General features: G+C 57.8%; 17 protein-coding genes. 12 read left to right on the top strand and 5 right to left on the bottom strand.

What is annotated here, in order from left to right; all coding sequences use genetic code 11:
- Window positions 1–11 precede the first annotated feature (11 nt).
- Complete coding sequence (locus tag ACOYXE_RS07795; RefSeq protein WP_160057829.1) at window positions 12–1310, bottom strand: MFS transporter; 1299 nt, start codon at window positions 1308–1310, stop codon at window positions 12–14.
- Between the two features lie 359 nt (window positions 1311–1669).
- Here ACOYXE_RS07795 and yddG point away from each other — a divergent pair, with 359 nt between their 5' ends.
- From yddG to ACOYXE_RS07780, 3 genes are all read left to right on the top strand, one after another.
- Window positions 1670–2608 (top strand): aromatic amino acid DMT transporter YddG, encoded by a 939-nt coding sequence (gene yddG, locus ACOYXE_RS07790; protein WP_460928544.1) that lies wholly within the window; start codon window positions 1670–1672, stop codon window positions 2606–2608.
- Between the two features lie 90 nt (window positions 2609–2698).
- Window positions 2699–3631, top strand: coding sequence for a hypothetical protein (locus ACOYXE_RS07785; RefSeq protein ID WP_460928542.1), 933 nt, complete (start codon window positions 2699–2701; stop codon window positions 3629–3631).
- Window positions 3632–3649: 18 nt separating this feature from the next.
- Window positions 3650–4213: a hypothetical protein gene (locus ACOYXE_RS07780; protein ID WP_160057832.1), complete on the top strand. Its 564-nt coding sequence runs from the start codon at window positions 3650–3652 to the stop codon at window positions 4211–4213.
- An 8-nt stretch (window positions 4214–4221) separates the two neighbouring features.
- On the opposite strand, the gene ACOYXE_RS07775 is transcribed toward ACOYXE_RS07780, so the two are convergent.
- The 4 genes from ACOYXE_RS07775 to ACOYXE_RS07760 all read right to left on the bottom strand — a co-directional run bounded on the left by ACOYXE_RS07775 (window position 4222) and on the right by ACOYXE_RS07760 (window position 9292).
- Window positions 4222–5283 carry an MFS transporter gene (locus tag ACOYXE_RS07775; protein ID WP_460928539.1) on the bottom strand — a complete coding sequence of 354 codons (1062 nt, stop codon included), beginning with the start codon at window positions 5281–5283 and terminating at the stop codon, window positions 4222–4224.
- A 216-nt stretch (window positions 5284–5499) separates the two neighbouring features.
- On the bottom strand, window positions 5500–6735 hold the full coding sequence (locus ACOYXE_RS07770) for an aromatic ring-hydroxylating oxygenase subunit alpha (protein ID WP_405123784.1): 1236 nt from the start codon (window positions 6733–6735) through the stop codon (window positions 5500–5502).
- A gap of 94 nt (window positions 6736–6829) precedes the next feature.
- Window positions 6830–8191: an MmgE/PrpD family protein gene (locus ACOYXE_RS07765; RefSeq protein ID WP_460928536.1), complete on the bottom strand. Its 1362-nt coding sequence runs from the start codon at window positions 8189–8191 to the stop codon at window positions 6830–6832.
- Window positions 8192–8332: 141 nt separating this feature from the next.
- Entirely contained in the window at window positions 8333–9292 is a 960-nt protein-coding gene (locus ACOYXE_RS07760; protein ID WP_160057836.1) for a LysR family transcriptional regulator, read from the bottom strand.
- 367 nt (window positions 9293–9659) lie between these two features.
- On the opposite strand from ACOYXE_RS07760, the gene ACOYXE_RS07755 reads away from it, so the two are divergent.
- From ACOYXE_RS07755 to ACOYXE_RS07715, 9 genes are all read left to right on the top strand, one after another.
- On the top strand, window positions 9660–10694 hold the full coding sequence (locus ACOYXE_RS07755; protein WP_016986065.1) for a quaternary amine ABC transporter ATP-binding protein: 1035 nt from the start codon (window positions 9660–9662) through the stop codon (window positions 10692–10694).
- A gap of 50 nt (window positions 10695–10744) precedes the next feature.
- Window positions 10745–11698 (top strand): glycine betaine/L-proline ABC transporter permease ProW, encoded by a 954-nt coding sequence (proW, locus tag ACOYXE_RS07750; protein ID WP_077572874.1) that lies wholly within the window; start codon window positions 10745–10747, stop codon window positions 11696–11698.
- 43 nt (window positions 11699–11741) lie between these two features.
- Entirely contained in the window at window positions 11742–12764 is a 1023-nt protein-coding gene (proX, locus tag ACOYXE_RS07745; RefSeq protein ID WP_174244451.1) for a glycine betaine/L-proline ABC transporter substrate-binding protein ProX, read from the top strand.
- 88 nt (window positions 12765–12852) lie between these two features.
- Window positions 12853–13920 carry a GlxA family transcriptional regulator gene (locus ACOYXE_RS07740; RefSeq protein WP_460928533.1) on the top strand — a complete coding sequence of 356 codons (1068 nt, stop codon included), beginning with the start codon at window positions 12853–12855 and terminating at the stop codon, window positions 13918–13920.
- A 126-nt stretch (window positions 13921–14046) separates the two neighbouring features.
- On the top strand, window positions 14047–15363 hold the full coding sequence (locus ACOYXE_RS07735; protein ID WP_460928531.1) for an NAD(P)/FAD-dependent oxidoreductase: 1317 nt from the start codon (window positions 14047–14049) through the stop codon (window positions 15361–15363).
- Between the two features lie 132 nt (window positions 15364–15495).
- Complete coding sequence (locus ACOYXE_RS07730; RefSeq protein WP_160057840.1) at window positions 15496–16398, top strand: dihydrodipicolinate synthase family protein; 903 nt, start codon at window positions 15496–15498, stop codon at window positions 16396–16398.
- Window position 16399: 1 nt separating this feature from the next.
- The gene (locus tag ACOYXE_RS07725; RefSeq protein ID WP_460928529.1) at window positions 16400–17890 is read left to right on the top strand and encodes an aldehyde dehydrogenase; all 1491 of its coding nucleotides are present in this window, start codon (window positions 16400–16402) and stop codon (window positions 17888–17890) included.
- 191 nt (window positions 17891–18081) lie between these two features.
- Complete coding sequence (locus tag ACOYXE_RS07720; protein ID WP_460928527.1) at window positions 18082–18330, top strand: hypothetical protein; 249 nt, start codon at window positions 18082–18084, stop codon at window positions 18328–18330.
- 63 nt (window positions 18331–18393) lie between these two features.
- Window positions 18394–19323 (top strand): ZIP family metal transporter, encoded by a 930-nt coding sequence (locus ACOYXE_RS07715; RefSeq protein ID WP_160057842.1) that lies wholly within the window; start codon window positions 18394–18396, stop codon window positions 19321–19323.
- Window positions 19324–19341: the final 18 nt, after the last annotated feature.

The raw sequence follows: 19341 nt of genomic DNA, 5'->3' as shown, positions 1-19341 counted from the left end.
TGGCGCAACCCTTAGCGCGTCTCACATTGTGGCGAAGGTTCGCCGCTCAGTGCATCAACCATTGGCGGATGCTCCTGCACTGCCTGACGCAGATCTTCGGTCACTCGCAATTCCGCACCTGTCGGCGAGAAGGTTGCTGCCGCTGCAAACGGCGCGGGATTTGCCGGAACCGGACGTTTGCCACGGCGCCACAGGAAGAAGGTGACCATGCACAGATTGACCAGCGCAAATACCCAGAACAAACCATTGGCGCCGAACGAATTCATCACCGGAGAGATCATCATCGGGCTGATCGCCGAGCCCAGCGAATTGATCAGCAGCAAGCCCTGAATCATTGGCACCAAGGCTTCGGCAGGGGCGCGGTCTGCGGCGTGGCTGACCGCGACCGGGTACAGCGCGAACACACCACCGCCAAGCAGAAACAACATCACCGCGAGCATCGTCTTGGACAAGGGCACCAGGACGATCACCAGCGATAACAGCGTGCACGCCACCGTCAGAATGGTCAGCACTTGCAAGCGATCCTTGCGATCGGACCAGCGCCCGACCGGGTATTGCAGGAGCATGGCGCCGAGAATCGTCCAGGCCATCATGCTGCCGACTTCCCCGACATTCAGACCGCTGCGTTGCAGATACAACGGCAGCAAGGTGTAGATCGCCGCGATGGTCACACCCGAGCCGAAACAACCGACCAGCCCGGTCGGCGTCACGCCCAGCAGTTGCCGTGGCTTGAGCGGCTCGACCTGATCGAGCAGCGGCGACACGCGCGGCAGGATCACGATCGGCAGCACCGACAACGAGGCGAGCATGCCGGCGACCATGAACGGCGCGCTGTCGCTGAGCCCGGTGATTTTGCCCAGCGTTGCCTGACCCAGCACACCGGCGCCGTACAAGACGATCATGTACAACGCGAGCAAGCGCCCGCGAATCTTCGCGTCGCCCGCCAGCAGCAGCCAGCTTTCGATCACCAGAAACACACCGACCGTGGCCCAGCCGTTGATCAGGCGCAGGGCGAACCAGCCCCAGGTGTCATAGAACAAGCCCTGCAGCAGGATGGTCACGGCGATCAGCGAAGCAAAGCTGCCGTAGGCGCGGATATGACCGATGCGCAGAATCAAACGGTCATTGAACACCGCACCCAGGGTCAGACCGATGAAGTAGGCCGATGAAACGACACCGATCATCGTCGCCGAGGCACCGGCGGCGTCGAGTCGAAGGGTGGTCAGCGAAGATAGAAAACCGTTGCCCAGCGCAACAATGAACAGCCCGAGCAGGGGCGCCAGCGCCATGGCCAGCAAACGCGGAGACATAAAAACCTCTGGAGATCGAACAGCAGAACGTGCGCCTCTGCGCATGCGATTGCCAAGCCGAAAAAATGTGTGGTGCGAATGCCTGCCGAACGGGCAGGGCGGTTGAGTCGGCCACTCGTCAATGAGGTGTGGCTAGCCCTTCAAGTCGGGCGCCAACTCTGGCGACGGCAAGAGCGCGCGGATTCTAAGGCTTGTATGGAATTTTCCAATGGCTGTTTGCTGCGACAGTTGGACGCAGGTCAATCAAGGTCATGACATAACGACAGCTCATGGTTTGCACGGCAAAAATGTTCCTTTATTGATCCTCTTGCGCTGGTTAGCCTGTGCGGTCGGTTTGCCATTTTGTGCCAGGAGTCATGATGCTGATCAAAGGTGAGCGGGCCGCCACGGCGTGTGGTTTGGTAGCGATCGTTTTGTGGAGTACCGCAGCCGGATTGATCAGAGGCGTCAGCGAGCACTTCGGCCCGCTGGGGGGCGCTGCGCTGATCTATTCGCTGGGCGCGATGCTCTTGCTGGTGTTCCTCGGCCGCCCGCGGATTCGCTCGCCCTCCAGGCTCTATCTGGTGCTGGGCAGCGCTTTGTTCGTCGCTTATGAGGTGTGCCTGTCGTTGGCGTTGGGTTTCGCCAGTGATCGTCATCAAGCCATCGAACTGGGCGTGGTCAATTATCTGTGGCCGTGCCTGACCGTGGTGCTGGCGATTGTCATGAACGGGCAGAAGACCCGGTGGTTCATCATCCCAGGCTCCGCGCTGGCGATTTTCGGCATCTTGTGGGTGGTCAGTGGCGAGGGATTATCGTTGCCGGGGATTGTGCGCAATGTTCAGTCCAACCCGTTGAGCTACAGCCTGGCCCTGACCTGTGCGATTACTTTTGCGCTGTATTGCAATGTCACGCGTCGTTATGCCGGCGGGCAGAATCTGGTGGTGCTGTTTTTCGTACTGACGTCCGTGGTGTTGTGGTTGAAGTGGTTCCTCAGCCTCGAACAGATTCCGCCATTCACCTGGGCAAACTCTCTGGAACTGCTGGCGGCGGGAATCGCCATGGCCGGTGGCTACGCACTCTGGAACATCGGCATTCTGCGGGGAAACCTGACCTTGCTGGCGACCGCGTCCTACTCCGCGCCCGTGCTGTCGTCGGCATTCGCTGCGGTGTGGCTTGGCGTCAGTTTGCAGATGCAGTTCTGGCAGGGCGCCGTGCTGGTGACGGTGGGTTCGCTACTGTGTTGGCAGGCGACCCGGCAGCACAAGATTTCCCAAGCAACTCCGATCAAGGTCAGCGTGGGCGAAAACCCTCACTGAAAGAGGCCTTAGCGGCCTCCCTTAACGATGCTAAATTAGCGTCGCAACGCAAGTCTCCCGCAATCACGCGGGTTTATGGAGAGCAACAGCATGGAAGCCACCCCGGTAGACCGTTCAGCCCCGATCCGTTACTGGGCAGTACTGGGCTTGTCACTGCTGTTCAACCCCTCAACCCCGGCCATGGCCTTTACCCCCGAGCTGCATTCGGCCTACGCGCTAAAAGCAGCGCAGGCGTTTCAGCGCTGCCCCGGAGTAAAGCTACCTGTGCAGTTGGGCGAGGCGTTGGTTAAAGGCACGGATGCAGAAGACTCAAGCCCGCGGACGATCCTTCAGCGCGCTACCCACTGGCATTTCTACAACCGCAACGAAAAGCTTGAGCCATTCTGGTTCTTCGAGCGCAATCTGGACGCGATTTTCAACAAACGCATCAAGAAGCTGAACGAGTTGCTGGTGAAACCTGATGCCGACCCGTTTGAGGTCTACGAGCAAGCGGGAAGGGTCTTGCACTACATACAGGACATGAGCGTACCCGGCCATGTGGTGCCGGCTTACCACGCAAAGTTACCGGGCAATCCTGCCGATCCGTTTGATGAGTTCGAAAGTATTGAAGCCCTGCCAGTGTTCGACTTGTCTGACGCGCAGTGTCAGGCGCTTCGTGATGGGGCGGGTAAAGCCGATGCCAACCCTCGACGTTTTCTGGACGCCGCTGCCACAGCAACCTTGCAAGCGATAGGGCAGATAGACGCGGCCGGTAAACCTGTCGTCGACGGTGCATGGAACGCGTATTGGGTTTACCCCGCACGAGACACCGATGAAGCCCGCAAAGGCTGGGGCCAATACGGTACCTGCGAATTTGCAAAGGGCAATGTCAATGCTGGGTGCAAGCGTGAAGAAGAACTTGTGACGTTGTTCGAACAACAGTCTCGGCAAGCTCAGAGAAACTCGGTGCTGATGCTTTTTTATGTGCAAAAGAAGCTGGCCGAAGCAGGCCAGAAAAACGCCAGTGCAATGGCTAATCAATAACCAGGACTGAAATTTAGAATGCGCCGCTTAATAGCTCATGGATGTGTTGTTGTCAGTATCGCGATGCTGTGTTCCGGCTGTACCTCCTATGCGACCGTGCCGACAATCAACGAGCACGCTGGAACTGGAACACAGGAAATCATCTCTAGCTTCAGCTACCAAATAGACTCTCCCTGGAAAAACAGTCGCCTTGGCAAAGACGCCTACGCGCAGACAAAAAGCATGTTTCCAAATGCACAGGATCTCAGCTCCAGACCTGCAGCCTCGAGACTCCCTGCACTGGAAATAAAAGTCTCGGAATTTTCATTGGGTGGCGCTTGCACACAAGAGTATTTGACGGGGTTGAGTTTTGGTTTGATTCCGAGCTGGTGCACAAGGCCAGACCTGTTCAAGTTTGATTTCATCCTGAATAAAGAAAACGGCGTTTGCAGGCAAAAAACCTATTCAGTAAACGCCACAACGGTTTCACATCTCGTTGTGATTCCATTTGCACTGTCGCAGCCCGACAATCGACCACTGACCCTTTATCAGGCTTCGCTAAAAGATTTCCTTCAAGCCGATCAATGTTCCAAAGGCTTGTGACCAGCGCATCAGGCTTTCAAAAATCTCGCGGCGTAGCTGACAAACAACAACAGAAATACCAATCCCCCCAATGCAATGACCAGCGTACTGAGATGCGCAACCATGCCGATAAACGCCGGCCCCATGAGAATGCCGGCGTAGCCCATGGAAATGATCGCCGGGATGGCGGTGCGCTGGGGCATGCGCTGTTGCCGACCCGCCGCCGTAAACAGCACCGGAACAATGTTCGAGCAGCCGATGCCGACCAAGGCATAACCCAGCAAGGACGCTTGCCAGCTATCGAACACAAGAGAAACCAACATGCCGGCCGCCGCGCAGATCCCGCCCAGCGCCACCACGCGAACGCCACCCAGCCGGCTGACGATGGCATCTCCGGTCAGGCGCCCGAGCGTCATCGCCGCCGCAAAACTCGCATAGCCCAAACCGGCGTAGCTGGGTTCCATTGCGCGTTGCGAGGCGAGGAAAACCGCGCTCCAGTCGAGCATGGCGCCTTCCGTCAGGAAAACAATGAAACACAGACAGCCCAACAGCAGCACGATCCCCCTTGGCAGCGCCAACAACGGGCCGTCTCTCTCCGTGCCATAGGGCAACAAACTCGGCGCAGCCTTGTACAGCGCGGCGAGGATGATCGCCACCAGACACAGCACCGACAACAGCGGATCCAGACCCAGGCTGAGCATCGCCGTCATGGCACCTGCGCCGGCGATGCCACCGACACTGTAGAGCCCGTGGAACCCGGATTGCAGGGTTTCGCCGCTGTTCTTTTCAACGATGATGGACTGGATATTGATCGCGCAATCGAGCATGCCCATGCTGGCGCCGAACCCCAGCACCGCAAGCGCCAGCCCCGGCAGCCATGTCAGATGGCTCAGCATAGGCAGCACCGAACACAACGCGAGGGTTGAGCAGATGATCACTGGCCGACAGCCAAACCGTGCAGTCAGATAACCGGCAAACGGCATGGCGACGATCGAGCCGATACCGAACCCCAGCAACAACAGGCCCAGTCCACCGTCGTCCAGTCCGGTACGCGCCTTCACCAACGGAACGAGCGGCGCCCAGGCCGACATCACAATGCCGGTGATCAAAATACGATGCGCGTGGATACGCGTTCGCCGTGGTTTGCGTAAGCTGCCAGGGATGACGTCGAGGCGTTCATTGATGCGGACATCCTTATCGGTGCCTCCCGGCTTTTTTGGCGACGAACCGGAATAACAGCTTTTCGAGACGAAAGAGTCCCTGCCAGCATCCGTCGGGATGCTGGCAGGGAGCAGGGTTAACGCAGGTCAGCCAACAGACTTCAACGGGATAGGGCCTTTGAGCCGATCCATCATGGTGGCGCAGTACCAGTCATCGAACTGGCAAACGCCGGTCTCGGCGGTTTCCGAATAAGGCCCCGGCTCGTACGAAGGCGAGGTCACGCCACGCTGGGTGCCCTCGACCAGCGTGCGGTCCTGATCGTTGGTGGCAATCCAGACTTTGGTCAGGCGTTCGATTTCGTAATCAACGCCTTCCACTGCGCTGTCGGGTACCAGCCATTTGGTGGTGACCAAGGTTTCGGTGGCGCTGATCGGCAGCACGCGGAAGCTCAGCGCATGGTCACCGAGGAAGTGATTCCAGGTGGAGGGGTAGTGGAAGTAAAGCAGCGCGCCGATGTCCGCTTCAGCTGTCTTGTCCAGGCGACCGGCAACGGCCGGTTTGCCATCCATGGTGTAGCTGACGGCACCGGATGACAGCGGAATACGGGTCATGCGGAACTGGCCATTGATGTCCATCACCAAACGGCTTGGCAGCCCGGCGCTCTCGCACTTGGACCAGTAAGCCGACAGCTCTGGATCATCTTCGCCACTGACGCCGCCCACCGACAGGTTATCGACGAACGAATGCAGCAGCTCCGGGTGTGAGCCGTCGCAGTGGTAGCACTCGCGATTGTTTTCGAAGACCAGTTTCCAGTTGCCTTTCTCGATGATGTTCGACTCGAACGCCACTTTGCAGTTTTCAAGATAATGCGGCGCTACGAAAGGGCTGACGGCTTTGCGGAAACCCTCGAAGTCCGGGGCCTTGGCGGCCACGCAGACATAAATGTAGGTATCGACGATCTCGCAGTGAACGCTTTTCAGACTGTATTGGGACTTGTCGAAATCCTGGCCCATGTTGCCGGCGAACAACAGGTTGCCATCTAGCTCATACGTCCACTTGTGATACGGGCAAACCATCTTCGCCACTTTGCCATGATCGGCCTCGCAGATTTTTGCGCCACGGTGACGGCAGGCGTTATGGAACGCCCGAACCTCGCCGTCTTTGCCGCGGACCACTGCGACGGGATAGTCACCGATCTGCAGAGTGAAATACTGCCCTGGCTTGGTAATTTCAAAGGTATGGCCGGCGAAGATCCAGTCCTTGTGCCAGATCTGCTCAAGGTCCTGACGGTAAACGCTTTCACTGCTGTAAAGAGCACCCGGCAGCGAGTGCCAGGGTTTGCGCTGAGCGATCAGGTCAAAAACGCTTTCTTTATTGTTCATTGTTATCCTCCCATAGGCGACATGGTTCTCAGCCTATATGGCTCAGGACAGACGTCACAAACGATATTTGCTGTGGGCAATTCATGCGTTGGCGTTATCGATGAGGGCCTGACTGGAGTGCCGGAAGCGGGTGGAAAATCGGTTCCAGGGCGGTTATGGCGCAGCTGGATTGAGCGATGTGTTTGATCGCTGTTTTCACCTCGGCACTGCGTTCTACACCGAGACCGCTGGCGAACAGATCAAATTTCTGACTCAGCTCTTCAGCGCTGAGGGCGGTTTCGGGATCGCCACGTGCGGCGGTGACCGGACTGACCAGCACGGCACCGTTCTTCAGGGTAATGGTCAATCGGGAGAGGATTTCGTCGGGGAATCGGGCGGAGATATCGGCGGCTTCGACGACTTCGATACGGCGGCTCAGTGCCAGAATGTCTTCGGCAAAAATCACCGCCCCGGTGACTTCTTCCGGACCGACCTTGCCCCGCACAATCAATGCGGCCAGCGGAAAGGCGAGGGCGTACTGCGCCTGGTCGGCGTCACTCGGCGTATGCCCTTGCAAACACATTGATTCGTAGAACGTTTCCACACGAACGGTTTCAATCGAGTCGGCATCGAGCTGAGGATTTTCCCGCTGCAGTTCGAGCATGGCGGTCAGCGCCGGTTGCGCCCAACGGCAGACCGGCCAGGGTTTGAAGTACTGACTGTCGATCTCCCAGCGTGTTCCGATGTCGGTCCAGTATTCGGCGACGGTGACGTCTTCAACCGTTTCTGCCGGTGCACCGGTGATGCCTTCCCGGGCCATGAACAGCGCGTTCAAACCCGCAAATGCGCCTGCTCCGTGGGCATCGCGCAGCATCGTCGGCGCTTGCACCACGCGCATCATCGGGCAGCGTGCGCTGAAGTACTCGGCGATGCCCAAGGCGTGGCGAAAGGTCGGCTCATCCAAGCCCAGCAAGCGCGCGCCGGCGCAGACAACGCCCAGCGCGGAAAAACCACCCGATGCGTGATAAGTCGGCGAGGTCGCCATCAATGCGGAACCGGCTCGCAGCGCCGTTTCATAACCGATGCACAACGCGGTTAGCAGTTCATGGCCGCTGATCGCCTGGCCTTGATGATGCAGCGCATCGGCGAGGGCGAGCACGGCGGGAACAACGGTGGCACCGGCATGACCCTTGGATTTGAAGTGGCCTTCGTGGGCGTCGAGGCTGTCAGCACTGAACCCTCCGGCCCAAGCTGCACCGAGTACGTTGACGCGCTGCCCGGCAAAGATCAGGCGACTGCTGTAAGCGCCCGCCGGGTAATGCCGTTCGGCAAAACGTCGCATCGCGCTGGTGGTGTCATTGCTGGCCGCACCGGCCATGACGCCGACGATATCCAGCAGACTGTCCTGCACGATTGCACGAGTCTTGAACGGGGCATCGAGGAAATCAAAGTCGCGACAGAATTCGAAGAGTGACATTCAACAATCCCTTCCTGTGAGTTGAGCCGAACCGATCATGGCCGGCGCGGCTCAACAATGAGCCAGGGGGAGGGTGCCGCTCTAGCAACATTTTCGGCGGGCTATTGATAACCAAATCAGCCGACGCCTGTGCGGACTGAATTAACGGCGGGGAAACTTCGCCAGAATCCATTCGCGGAAACGCCGCAGTTCGTCTTCGTTTTCGGAGCTTTCGCGACAGCTCAGGTAGTGCCAGCTGTTACGCAATTGCACCTGTTGCTCGATCGGTCGCACCAGCAGACCTTGCTGTACCAATCCCGTGACCAAGTGATTCCAGCCCAACGCAATGCCCTGATGGGTCAGGACCATGCTGATGAGCAGGTTGTAGTCGTTGGCGTTGAAGATCTGCGGACTGTTCGCCGGGCGATCGTCAATATCGATGGCCTGAAACGCCAGCCACACGCCCCAGTCGACATGTTCGGCGACTTGCGAGCGGCCGTAAGGGCTGAGGTTGAGCAATGACGAATCGCGCACGCCTTCGATCGTCGCAATCTCCGGGTGTTTCTCCAGATACTGCGGGGTGCACACTGGGTAAATCACGTCGTGGCACAACGGGTAGCTTCTATAACCATCACGAATGCGCGAAATCTTGGTGATGAAGATGTCCGGCTGCACACCGGGTTCCATGGTCAGAAAGTTCTGCGTGGTGATCAGGTTGAGTTCGATGTCCGGGCATTGCGCGAAGAACTCCTGCAAATGATTCGACAGCCACAGCGCGGAAAAGGCCGGCGAGCAACAGACGGTGAGCACCTTCTTGGTCGACTGGCTGCTGCGGATACGTTCGGCAGCTTGGGCGATGTTGACGAACGACAGTTGCGCGGCATCGAAGAACACCGCGCCGGCGGCCGTCAGTTCCACCGCCCGGCCGACCCGGGTAAACAGTTGCGCGCCCAGATAGCTTTCCAGCTCACGGATCTGCCGGCTGATCGCGGCTTGCGAAACGCACAACGCCTCCGCCGCACGGGTGAAGCTTTCGTACTTGGCCGCGGCGACAAATGCCTTCACAGCCCTCAAGGACGGCATTTTCAGCAGGATGGTGTCAGGGTCGACATGCTTGCTCATTCGTACACTCTCCTAACGATACAGCTCCCCAACGAAGCGCGAGGAGGGTAACGGAACCGTGCGGGGAGGGCTACGCGAGCGTCGCTGTGGGGATAGACCCGGTCGCTCATGGTGTTGACGCGGCACTCGGCAATGGCAGCCGTCGCAACCGATAACCCGACGTTATCGAATTGCCCCTGTAAATGTAGTTGGATTAAGCGGGGTGATGCTAATAGATTTGAAACATCCCTTTTTCCTGGGACCTCAAAAATAATAAAAGGAAGCCCGTCGTGAAGACATCTATTCATTACCGCTGCCGCTTACAATTATTTTTGCTCGTTTGCCTGTCGCTTGATGCGAAAGATGCACGATGCGAAGGAGGCAAGGTATGACAAGTTCCGACGAGATCATCTGCGTAAAGAATGTTTTCAAAGTCTTCGGTACGCAGCCAGCACTTGCCATGAAAATGGTTAAAGAAGGCGCATCAAAAGCTGAAGTGTTTAAAAAGACCGGTCAGGCGATTGGTGTTTTTGATGCCAACTTCTCGGTTCGCCGCGGTGAGATTTTCGTGATCATGGGTTTGTCCGGCTCGGGCAAATCGACCATGGTCCGATTGTTCAACCGGTTGATTGAACCGACCTCCGGACAGATCTTTCTCAATGGCAAGGAAATCACCGGCCTGGGCGACAAGGACTTGTTGCAGGTTCGTCGCAAAGACATGGGCATGGTCTTCCAGTCGTTTGCTTTGATGCCGCACATGAGTGTCATCGACAACGTCAGCTTCGGCCTGGAAATCAGCGGGGTCAGCGAGAAAGAGCGCTATTGCCGTGCGATGGGCGCACTGGAGCAGGTCGGGCTCTCGGGGCAGGAGCTGAGCTTTCCTCACCAACTCTCCGGCGGCATGCAACAACGTGTCGGCCTGGCCCGCGCGCTGGCCAACGATCCCGCCATTCTGCTGATGGACGAAGCCTTCTCGGCACTCGATCCGATGATTCGCAGCGAGATGCAGGGCGAGCTGATCAAGCTGCAGGCTGAGCAGGATCGCACGATCATTTTCATCTCCCACGATATTGAAGAAGCGGTTCGCATCGGTCACCGCATTGCGATCATGGAAGGCGGGCGCGTGGTGCAAATCGGCACGCCGCGTGAACTTCTGTGCAACCCGGTGAATAAATATGTTCGTGATTTCTTTAATGGATTCGACACCAGTCGCATTCTGAAAGCGGGCGATATCGCGCAACAGGATTGCAATGTCGCTTACATACCGGGCGGGCAAACACCGATTAAAGCGGAAGCGTCTCTTCGCGACATCTTTCATCTTGTTGCTGCCTCGGCAACTCCCATGCCGGTTGTGGATGAAGTTGGGCTTTATAAAGGCTCGATTTCGCAAGGCCATCTTCTGAGTTGTCTGTGTAACAGCTGAATTGCGAATAATCAGCATTGATATGCCGTTTCTGAGTGCGAGGTAGCATCATGTCAGACTTCAACTTTTTAGATCCCTTTCAAAGTCTCAATATTCCTTTGGGATCCTGGGTGGAAACCGCCCTTAAATACCTGGTGCATAACTTCAGGGAAGTGTTTCGCTCGATCCGCTGGCCGGTCGATCAAGTGCTCGACGGTGTGCAGTGGGGACTGCTGTCGGTTCCGCCGACGGTGTTCATCATCATCGCCGGACTGATCAGTTGGCAGATTGGCGGCAAACGCATCGCCATTTTCAGCGTCGCCACCCTCACCGGGCTTGGACTGATCGGTGTGTGGAGCGATGCGATGGTCACGCTGGCCCTGGTGCTGACATCGCTGTTGTTCTGCGCAGTGATCGGCATACCGCTGGGCATCCTGTGTGCACGCAGTGATCGCACGGAAATGATCATCCGTCCGGTACTGGATGCCATGCAAACACTGCCCGCGTTCGTCTATCTGGTGCCGGTGGTGATGCTCTTTGGTATCGGCAACGTCCCCGGTGTGATCGTCACCATCATCTTTTCCGTCGCGCCGCTGGTGCGGCTGACCAACCTTGGTATTCGCCAAGTCCCTGCGGACAAGGTCGAAGCTGCCCGCGCGTTTGGCTGCACGGCCACGCAAATGCTGATGAAGGTGCAGTTGCCGTTGGCGGCGCCAACGATGATGGCCGGTCTCAACCAGACGTTGATGCTGTCGCTGTCGATGGTGGTGGTCGCCTCGATGATTTCGGTGGGCGGTCTGGGCTTGATGGTGTTGAGCGGCATCGGTCGCCTCGACATGGGCCTGGCTAGCGTCGGCGGCGCGGGGCTGGTGCTGCTCGCGGTATTCCTTGACCGACTGACCCAGGCAATGGGTGAGCGCAGCAGCGATCTGGCCACTGGTCAGCGCTGGTATGAAAGCGGCCCGGTGGGGCTGGTCATGAAACTGAAGAAAAAGAAGAACGTTGCACGTCCAGTGACGAATTGAGTTGGCCTGCTCACCCCATTAAAAACTCCAAGCGTGGTGAAACATGAAACTGACAAATCTCAAGAAAAGCGTGGTTGCGAGCCTGGTAGCTTCAGTGTTTGGGACTTTGCTGTGCTCGGCGGCCTACGCGGCCGATGCCAACAAACCGGGTGCCGGTGTTTCGATTACACCGATTTTCCCGACCATTGCTGAAGAACGCTTTCGTGGTGAGGTGGTGATCGCCGGCCTTAAGGAGTTGGGCTACGACGTCAAACAGCCAAAAGAAGTCGACTACCCGGCGATGTTTCTCGCGCTGTCTTACGGCGATGCGGACTTCACCGTGCATGAATGGGAACACCTGCACCAAGCGTTTTATGAAAAGGCCGGCGGCGATGACGTGATGGTCAAAGTCGGGCAAGTCATGAAAGGCGTGCTCCAGGGCTACATGATCGACAAGAAAACTGCCGACGCTTATCAGATCAAGGATCTGTCGGACCTGAAGAAACCCGAAATCGCCAAACTCTTTGACAGTAACGGTGACGGCAAGGCCGACCTGACGGGCTGCAACCCGGGCTGGGGCTGCGAGATCATGATCGAACACCACATGAAAGCCTATGGCTTGGGTCCAACCGTAGTCGACAACCGCGGCTCCTACTTCGCGTTGATGGCTGACACCATTGCGCGGCTTCAGCAAGGCAAGCCCGTGCTGTTTTTCACTTGGGTTCCGCAGTGGATTGCCAGTGTATTGGTGGAAGGGCGTGACGTGGTCTGGTTGCCGGTACCTTTCACCTCGCTGCCGGATGGCAAGGAAAGCAAGGACACCTTCCATGACGGCAAGAACCTCGGTTTCCCGGTGGACACGATCAATGCCGTCATGAACAAAGAGTTCGCTGAGAAGAACCCGGTGGCGCGCAAATTCCTCTCTGAAGTCAGCATCCCGACGGCCGCTGAAAGTGCGCAAAACCTGCGCATGCAAAACGGTGAAAAGTCGCTGGCCGACATCAAGCGCCATGCCGCGGAATGGATCAAGGCCAACCAGCAAGCCTATGACGGTTGGTTGAGTGACGCCCGGGCGGTAGCGAAGTAATCGGTTCGAACACGGGTTGGCGGCGGGCGGTGCCAGTCGCCAAGCCACAGGGTTGTCGTTTCAAGTGAAGGCGAGCGGGTGACGCAAGATGGAAACGTTCCAGAGTCCGTTGAAACAACAGAACATCGGCTTTCGCCCATCCACCGTGATGTCGGGCCATGAACGCATGGTGCGGGTGGCGTTTATCCTGCTCGATCATTTTTCGTTGACGACCCTTTCAACGGCGATGGATGCCCTGGCCACTGGAAACCTGATCAACGCTGAGACGATTTACACGGTATCGACCTACTCACTTCAGGGTGGACTGGTTGAAAGTGATATCGGCGTGTCGCTGGCTTCGCAAAGGCTGGTCGCAGAAGGCTTCAGTCATGATGCAGTGATTGTCGTCGGAGGCCAGCGTGTGAGGCTCGCCACGCAGCCAGTGCTGCGCCGAGTACTCAAGAAGTCCGCGAACAAAGGGATCGTTGCCGGTTGCTGGAATGCCGCGTTTTATCTCGCCGATGCCGGTTTGCTCGATACTCAGGAGTTCGCCTGCCACAGCGACAGCTGCGGTCTGGTCCATGAATATTTCCCGCAGTTGAAAGTTTCGACTCGCGAGTTTATTTGCACACAGCGTCGGGCCACTTGCGCCAACGCTCATTCGGCGCTGGATATGACCCTGGCGATCATGCAGGAACTGGGTGCGCACAACGATGCGGTACTGGTCGATGAGATAAAACGTGTTCACCAGCCCGCACAAGCTCGTCCGAAGTTCTCGGCAAATGCCGACAGCCTTCGCTGTTCATCGATTCCAAAGCCTTTGAACATCGCGCTCGACTTGATGGAAAAGAACATTGAGGAACCGCTGGAAATCGATGCAATCGCCAGCCAGGTCGGCGTGTCACGCCGGCAACTGGAAAGAAGGTTTGCCCGCTATCTCAATGCGGCACCGAATCGTTACTACCTGGAACTGCGTTTGACTCGGGCCCGGCAACTGATTGTGCAAAGTGATCGCTCGTTGACGGATGTCGCTCTGGCCACCGGGTTTGTCAGTTATCCGCACTTCTATAAACGCTTCAAGGACCTGTTCGGCTTACCGCCCATGACCTTCCGGGATTATTACTACGCCAACGACTGTGCCAGTAGCGGACGTTATGCCGTAGCGGCCAGTTTTTAAAACAAGCAGTCAATCGTCACTGTTTGCGCAAGTGCCAGTTTTGCAAGTTTCCGGATCGACGCTACTGCGTGCGTTTGCTTTGTGCCGCGTGCGTTTTGCAACTTCAACGATTAACGGTTTAACACTATGAAAGTCAGTTCATTACCCGCCGATGATGATAGTTGTGGCTGGTTTCATCTGAGCACGCCACGCAGTCCCGAGCCGGCTCACCGTGGGCACCGTTCAGCCCGCTGGGTGATCATCGGTGCCGGCTTCACGGGACTGGCCTGCGCGCGGCAACTGGCGTTGAATTTTCCCGACGACGAAGTGGTACTTATCGAAGCGCAGGAAGTCGGACTGGGCCCGTCGGGTCGCAATGCCGGTTTTGCCATTGACCTTCCCCATGACATTGGCGCTGAGGATTACATCGGTGACATCGCACTGGCCCGCACCAGTTTGAAACTCAATCTGGCCGGCCAATCGATACTTCGCGAGCTGGTCGATCAATACCGCATCGAATGCCAGATGAAAGCCTGCGGCAAATATCAGGCAGCGGTAGAGACCCGCGGTATCGCCGTACTCGATGCCTATCGCCGGGGCCTGGAAAAACTCGATCAGCCTTTTCAGATGATTGATGCCGATGAGTTGCCCGAACATTTGGGCACGCGGTTTTACCGCAAGGCGTTGTTCACGCCGGGCGCAGTGTTATTGCAACCGTCCGGACTGGTGAAAGGCCTGGCCGACAATTTGCCATCGAACGTCACGCTGTATGAGCGCACCCCGATTCTGGAAGTGGAATACGGCGCCAAGACGCTCCTCAAACATGCCCACGGCAGCATCACCGCCGACAAACTGATTCTGGCGAACAACTCGTTCGGCATGCGCTTCGGTTTCCTGCAAGGGCGCATGTTGCCGATCTACACCTACGCGAGCATCACGCGGCCGCTGACCGAAGAGGAACAGGCGCGCCTTGGCGGTAAACCGTTCTGGGGCGCCATTCCGGCGGATCCGTTCGGCACCACGGTGCGCCGCACCCCGGATAACCGCCTGCTGATTCGCAACAGTTTCACCTTCAACCCGGATGGTCGCAGCAACAGCAAATACAACGAACGTTTCGTGCGCCGGCACAAGGCGTCATTCGATCAGCGTTTTCCGATGTTGCCGGACGTAACGTTCGACTACACCTGGGGCGGCGCCTTGGCCATGTCGCGCAACCACAACGGCTTCTTCGGTGAACTGGCGCCCAACGTTTATGCCGCGCTCGGATGCAACGGTCTGGGCGTCACGCGCGGAACCGTCACCGGCAAGTTGCTCGCTGACTGGCTGGCGGGGCAGCGTGACCCACTGATTGATTTCCTGTTGCAGGCGCCAGGTCCCAACAGCAACCCGCCAGAACCGTTTCTTTCGCTTGGGGTGAACATGAACCTCAAGTGGGGGCAGTACCGCGCCGGGAGAGAAAGCTGAGTCTGAGGTGACTAGTCGCCGAAGCCTCGTCGCTCTGCTGCCGTCCTGAAGGCTTGCGCCGCCAATAACCACGGTCTGCCCGGCATGCCGTCGGGCGCACGGATTGAACATTGAACCACTGGAGAAAACGCTATGAACTTTGACGGAATTTTTACCCCTGCCATTACCCCGTTGTCCGCTGATGGCCAGATCGACTATTCGGCGTTCGCCGACGTGCTCGAATATCTGATCGAGTCCAAGGTTCACGGCATCGTTATTGGCGGCTCCACCGGCGAGTATTACGCGCACACCGCCGAGGAGCGCGTGGCCGTGGCCGAGCGCGCCAAAGAGGTGATCCGCGGACGCTTGCCTCTGGTCATCGGCACCGGCGGCATTCGTACCGAAGACTCGGTGTACTTCGCCGAAAAGGCCAAATCCCTGAAAGCGGACGCGATTCTGGTCGGTTCGCCACCGTATGCCTTGCCGACGCAGAAGGAAATTGCCGCCCATGTGCTCGCCGTGGACAAGGCGGCCGGGCTGCCGATCATGCTTTACAACTATCCGTCGCGAATGGGCGTGGCGATGGGCGACGAGTTTTTCGAAGCCATCGCTGGCTGCAAGAATATCGCCGCGATCAAGGAAAGTTCGGGCGAGATGAGTCGCCTGCACCGTCTGGCTCACGCTCATCCGTCGATCCAATTGTCCTGTGGCTGGGATGATCAGGCGCTGGAGTTTTTCGCCTGGGGTGCGCGCAGCTGGGTTTGCGCCGGTTCGAACTTCATCCCGCGCGAACACATCGCGCTTTACGAAGCCTGCGTGCTGGAAAAGAACTTCGATAAAGGTCGGCGGATCATGTCGGCGATGCTGCCGTTGATGGATTTCCTCGAGAGCGGCAAGTTCGTGCAGTCAATCAAACATGGCAGCGAACTCAGTGGCCTGCGTGCCGGCGGCGTCCGTGCGCCACTGCAAGCACTGGAGCCTTCCGAGAAGCAAGCGCTGGAAGGTGTGATCAAAACCCTGCAGAAAAACGTCGCGCGTATCGTCGAGGAGGCTTGAAATGGCAGACCTGCTGAGTAAAGAGCAATACCTCGAGCTGGCTGCGAAGCTCGAATTTCGCAATCAAGCGTTCATCAACGGCCAGTTTTGCGCCTCGCGTTCAGGCAAGACATTCACCACAACCAACCCGGCTACCGACCAGGTGCTGACTGAGATTGCTGCGTGCAACGCCGATGATGTCGACGCGGCCGTAGCGGCGGCGAAGGAAGCCTTCGATGACGCACGCTGGCATTCACTGGCGCCGTCCGCACGCAAATCGGTATTGCTGCGCTTCGCCCAATTACTGGAAGACCACGCCCATGAGCTGGCGGTGCTGGAAAGCCTGGACAGTGGCAAGCCGATTCGTGAATGCCAGAACATCGACGTGCCGGAAACGATTCATACGTTACGTTGGCATGCCGAGCTGATCGACAAGATCTACGACGCTACGGCACCGGTCGGCTCGGGTGCGGTAACCATGGTCGTGCGTGAACCGATCGGCGTTGTCGGCCTGGTGTTGCCGTGGAACTTCCCGCTGCTGATGCTCGCCTGGAAAATCGGCCCGTCGCTGGCCGCAGGCTGTTCGATCGTGGTCAAACCGGCCAAGGAAACCACCTTGAGCACCTTGCGTGTCGCCGAACTGGCGTATCAGGCGGGGATTCCCGCCGGCGTGTTCAACGTCGTGCCCGGGGGAGGCAAGGAGGCCGGTGAGCCGCTGGGTCGTCATCCGGATGTGGCGATGGTCAGCTTCACCGGTTCAACCGATACCGGCCGGCTGTTCCTCAAATATTCCAGCGAATCGAACCTGAAACGCATCGTGCTGGAATGTGGCGGCAAGAACCCTGCTGTGGTGATGAATGATGTCGAAGACATCGACCACGTCGCCCAGCATGTGGTCAACGGCGCCTTCTGGAACATGGGTGAAAACTGTTCGGCCTCATCGCGGCTGATCGTCCACGCTGACGTCAAGGATGAACTGTTGCAGCGTGTCCAGGTGCATCTGGGCGACTGGAAAATGGGCGATCCATTGGACCCTGAAAATCGCTTGGGCTCGATGATCAGCAAGGCGCATTTCGACAAGGTGCGCTCCTACCTTGACGTGGCCCGCGACGAAAATCTGTGCGTACTGGTGGGCGGCAAAACCCGCCAGGATATTTTCGTCGAACCGACTATCGTTGACGGCGTGAGTCGCGATAGCCGTTTGTTCCAGGAAGAGATCTTCGGCCCGGTACTGAGCGTCACCACCTTCCAGACCGTTGACGAAGCCATTGCGCTGGCCAACGACACAGCCTACGGTCTGGCAGCATCGGCTTACACCGGCAACCTGCGCCATGCCCTGAAACTCTCACGCGGGATTCGCGCCGGGATCGTCACGGTGAACTGCTTCGGTGAGGGCGACGCCTCCACGCCATTCGGCGGCTACAAGGAATCAGGGTTCGGCGGGCGCGACAAGTCGATCTGGGCGCACGACCAATACACTGAAATCAAAACCATCTGGATTGACGCTTCCTGATAGCGCCTTGACGCAAGAAACCACATCGCCCCCGACACTGGATTCAGTGGCGGGGCGATTTACCCAATCCATGAGCTGTATTGGTTGGTGGCCACGTCAGCAGAAAGCTTTCAGTCATCCGCTTTTCGTCAGACATTTTGAACCTAACCCGAAGTCGGTCGCTCAACCGGGAAATGTTCGGGGTGAGCGACATGAACGCGTTCAAGAATCAACTGACATTCGCACAAGAAACCAAATTACTCGCGTTGGCGGCCTGGCAACGTGCACTGGAAAACCTTGAACTGCGAATGGACTGCCCAGACGCCTATCACGACGAACTGCTGCGCCAGTCGGATGAAATGGACCGCTTGGGCATACTCAGTTGGAACGAGTGGCGCGACCTGCGTAGAGAAGCAGATGTCGCCTATCTGCGCGCAGTCGCTGGAGACGATTACCACTGAGGTCATGTACGGTCGTTATCCGCATCCACTGAAAAGATCGAATCAACAAAACAGGAGATTTCCATGCCCGAGCCGTTGTCCTCATCAGGTGCACCAACTCGCTCCTGGTTCGCTCGTTTCTCAGGGTCTGGATGGGGCGGGCGGGTCTTCTGGTCAATTCTGATCGGCGTGACAATCTTCCTGCTGATAAGCGGGTATGGCGCCTTTGTCGGGGCCAACAAACAAAATCTGCACTTCGCTTTTATCGGTGGCATGACTGGCTTCGCTGCGACAGCAATCGGTGCTGTCGTAGCGATCGCGTTGCGAGACATCGCCGCCCGAACCCAAGACATCATGCTCGGCTTCGCCGCCGGGATGATGCTCGCCGCGAGTTCGTTTTCGCTCATTCTGCCTGGCATAGAAGCGGCTCGGGCGCTTTGCGATAACCAGTTGCTCGCGGCCTGCGTCGTCGTCGCAGGGTTGGGATTGGGCGTAGCGCTGATGGTCGGCCTTGATCGTTTCGTGCCTCACGAACACGAGAAAAGCGGACGCCGAGGGCCGGACGCGCAGCGCATCAATCGTGTCTGGTTGTTCGTCCTGGCAATCACACTGCATAACCTGCCGGAAGGCATGGCCATTGGCGTGAGCTTCGCCAACGGCGACATGAAGGTGGGACTCCCGCTGACCACGGCGATCGCCATCCAGGATATTCCCGAAGGCCTGGCTGTCGCTCTAGCGTTACGCGTGACAGGCATCTCTGCACTTCGCGCAGCGCTTATTGCAGTGGGTTCGGGGTTGATGGAACCGATTGGCGCCATTGTCGGACTGGGCATTTCTAGCAGCTTTGCGTTGGGATATCCCGTTGCGCTCGGTTTGGCCGCCGGGGCGATGATTTTTGTGGTCTCCCATGAGGTCATTCCCGAGACCCATCGCAACGGTCATGAGACCCCGGCTACCTTGGGACTGATGCTCGGCTTTGGGGTGATGATGTTTCTCGATACTGCTTTGGGTTAATCACGAACCTGACCACTG

The organism is Pseudomonas sp. MC6, from assembly GCF_054790575.1.
The sequence above is the reverse complement of the archived record's forward strand: the minus strand, read 5'-3'. Positions and strand labels throughout refer to the sequence as shown.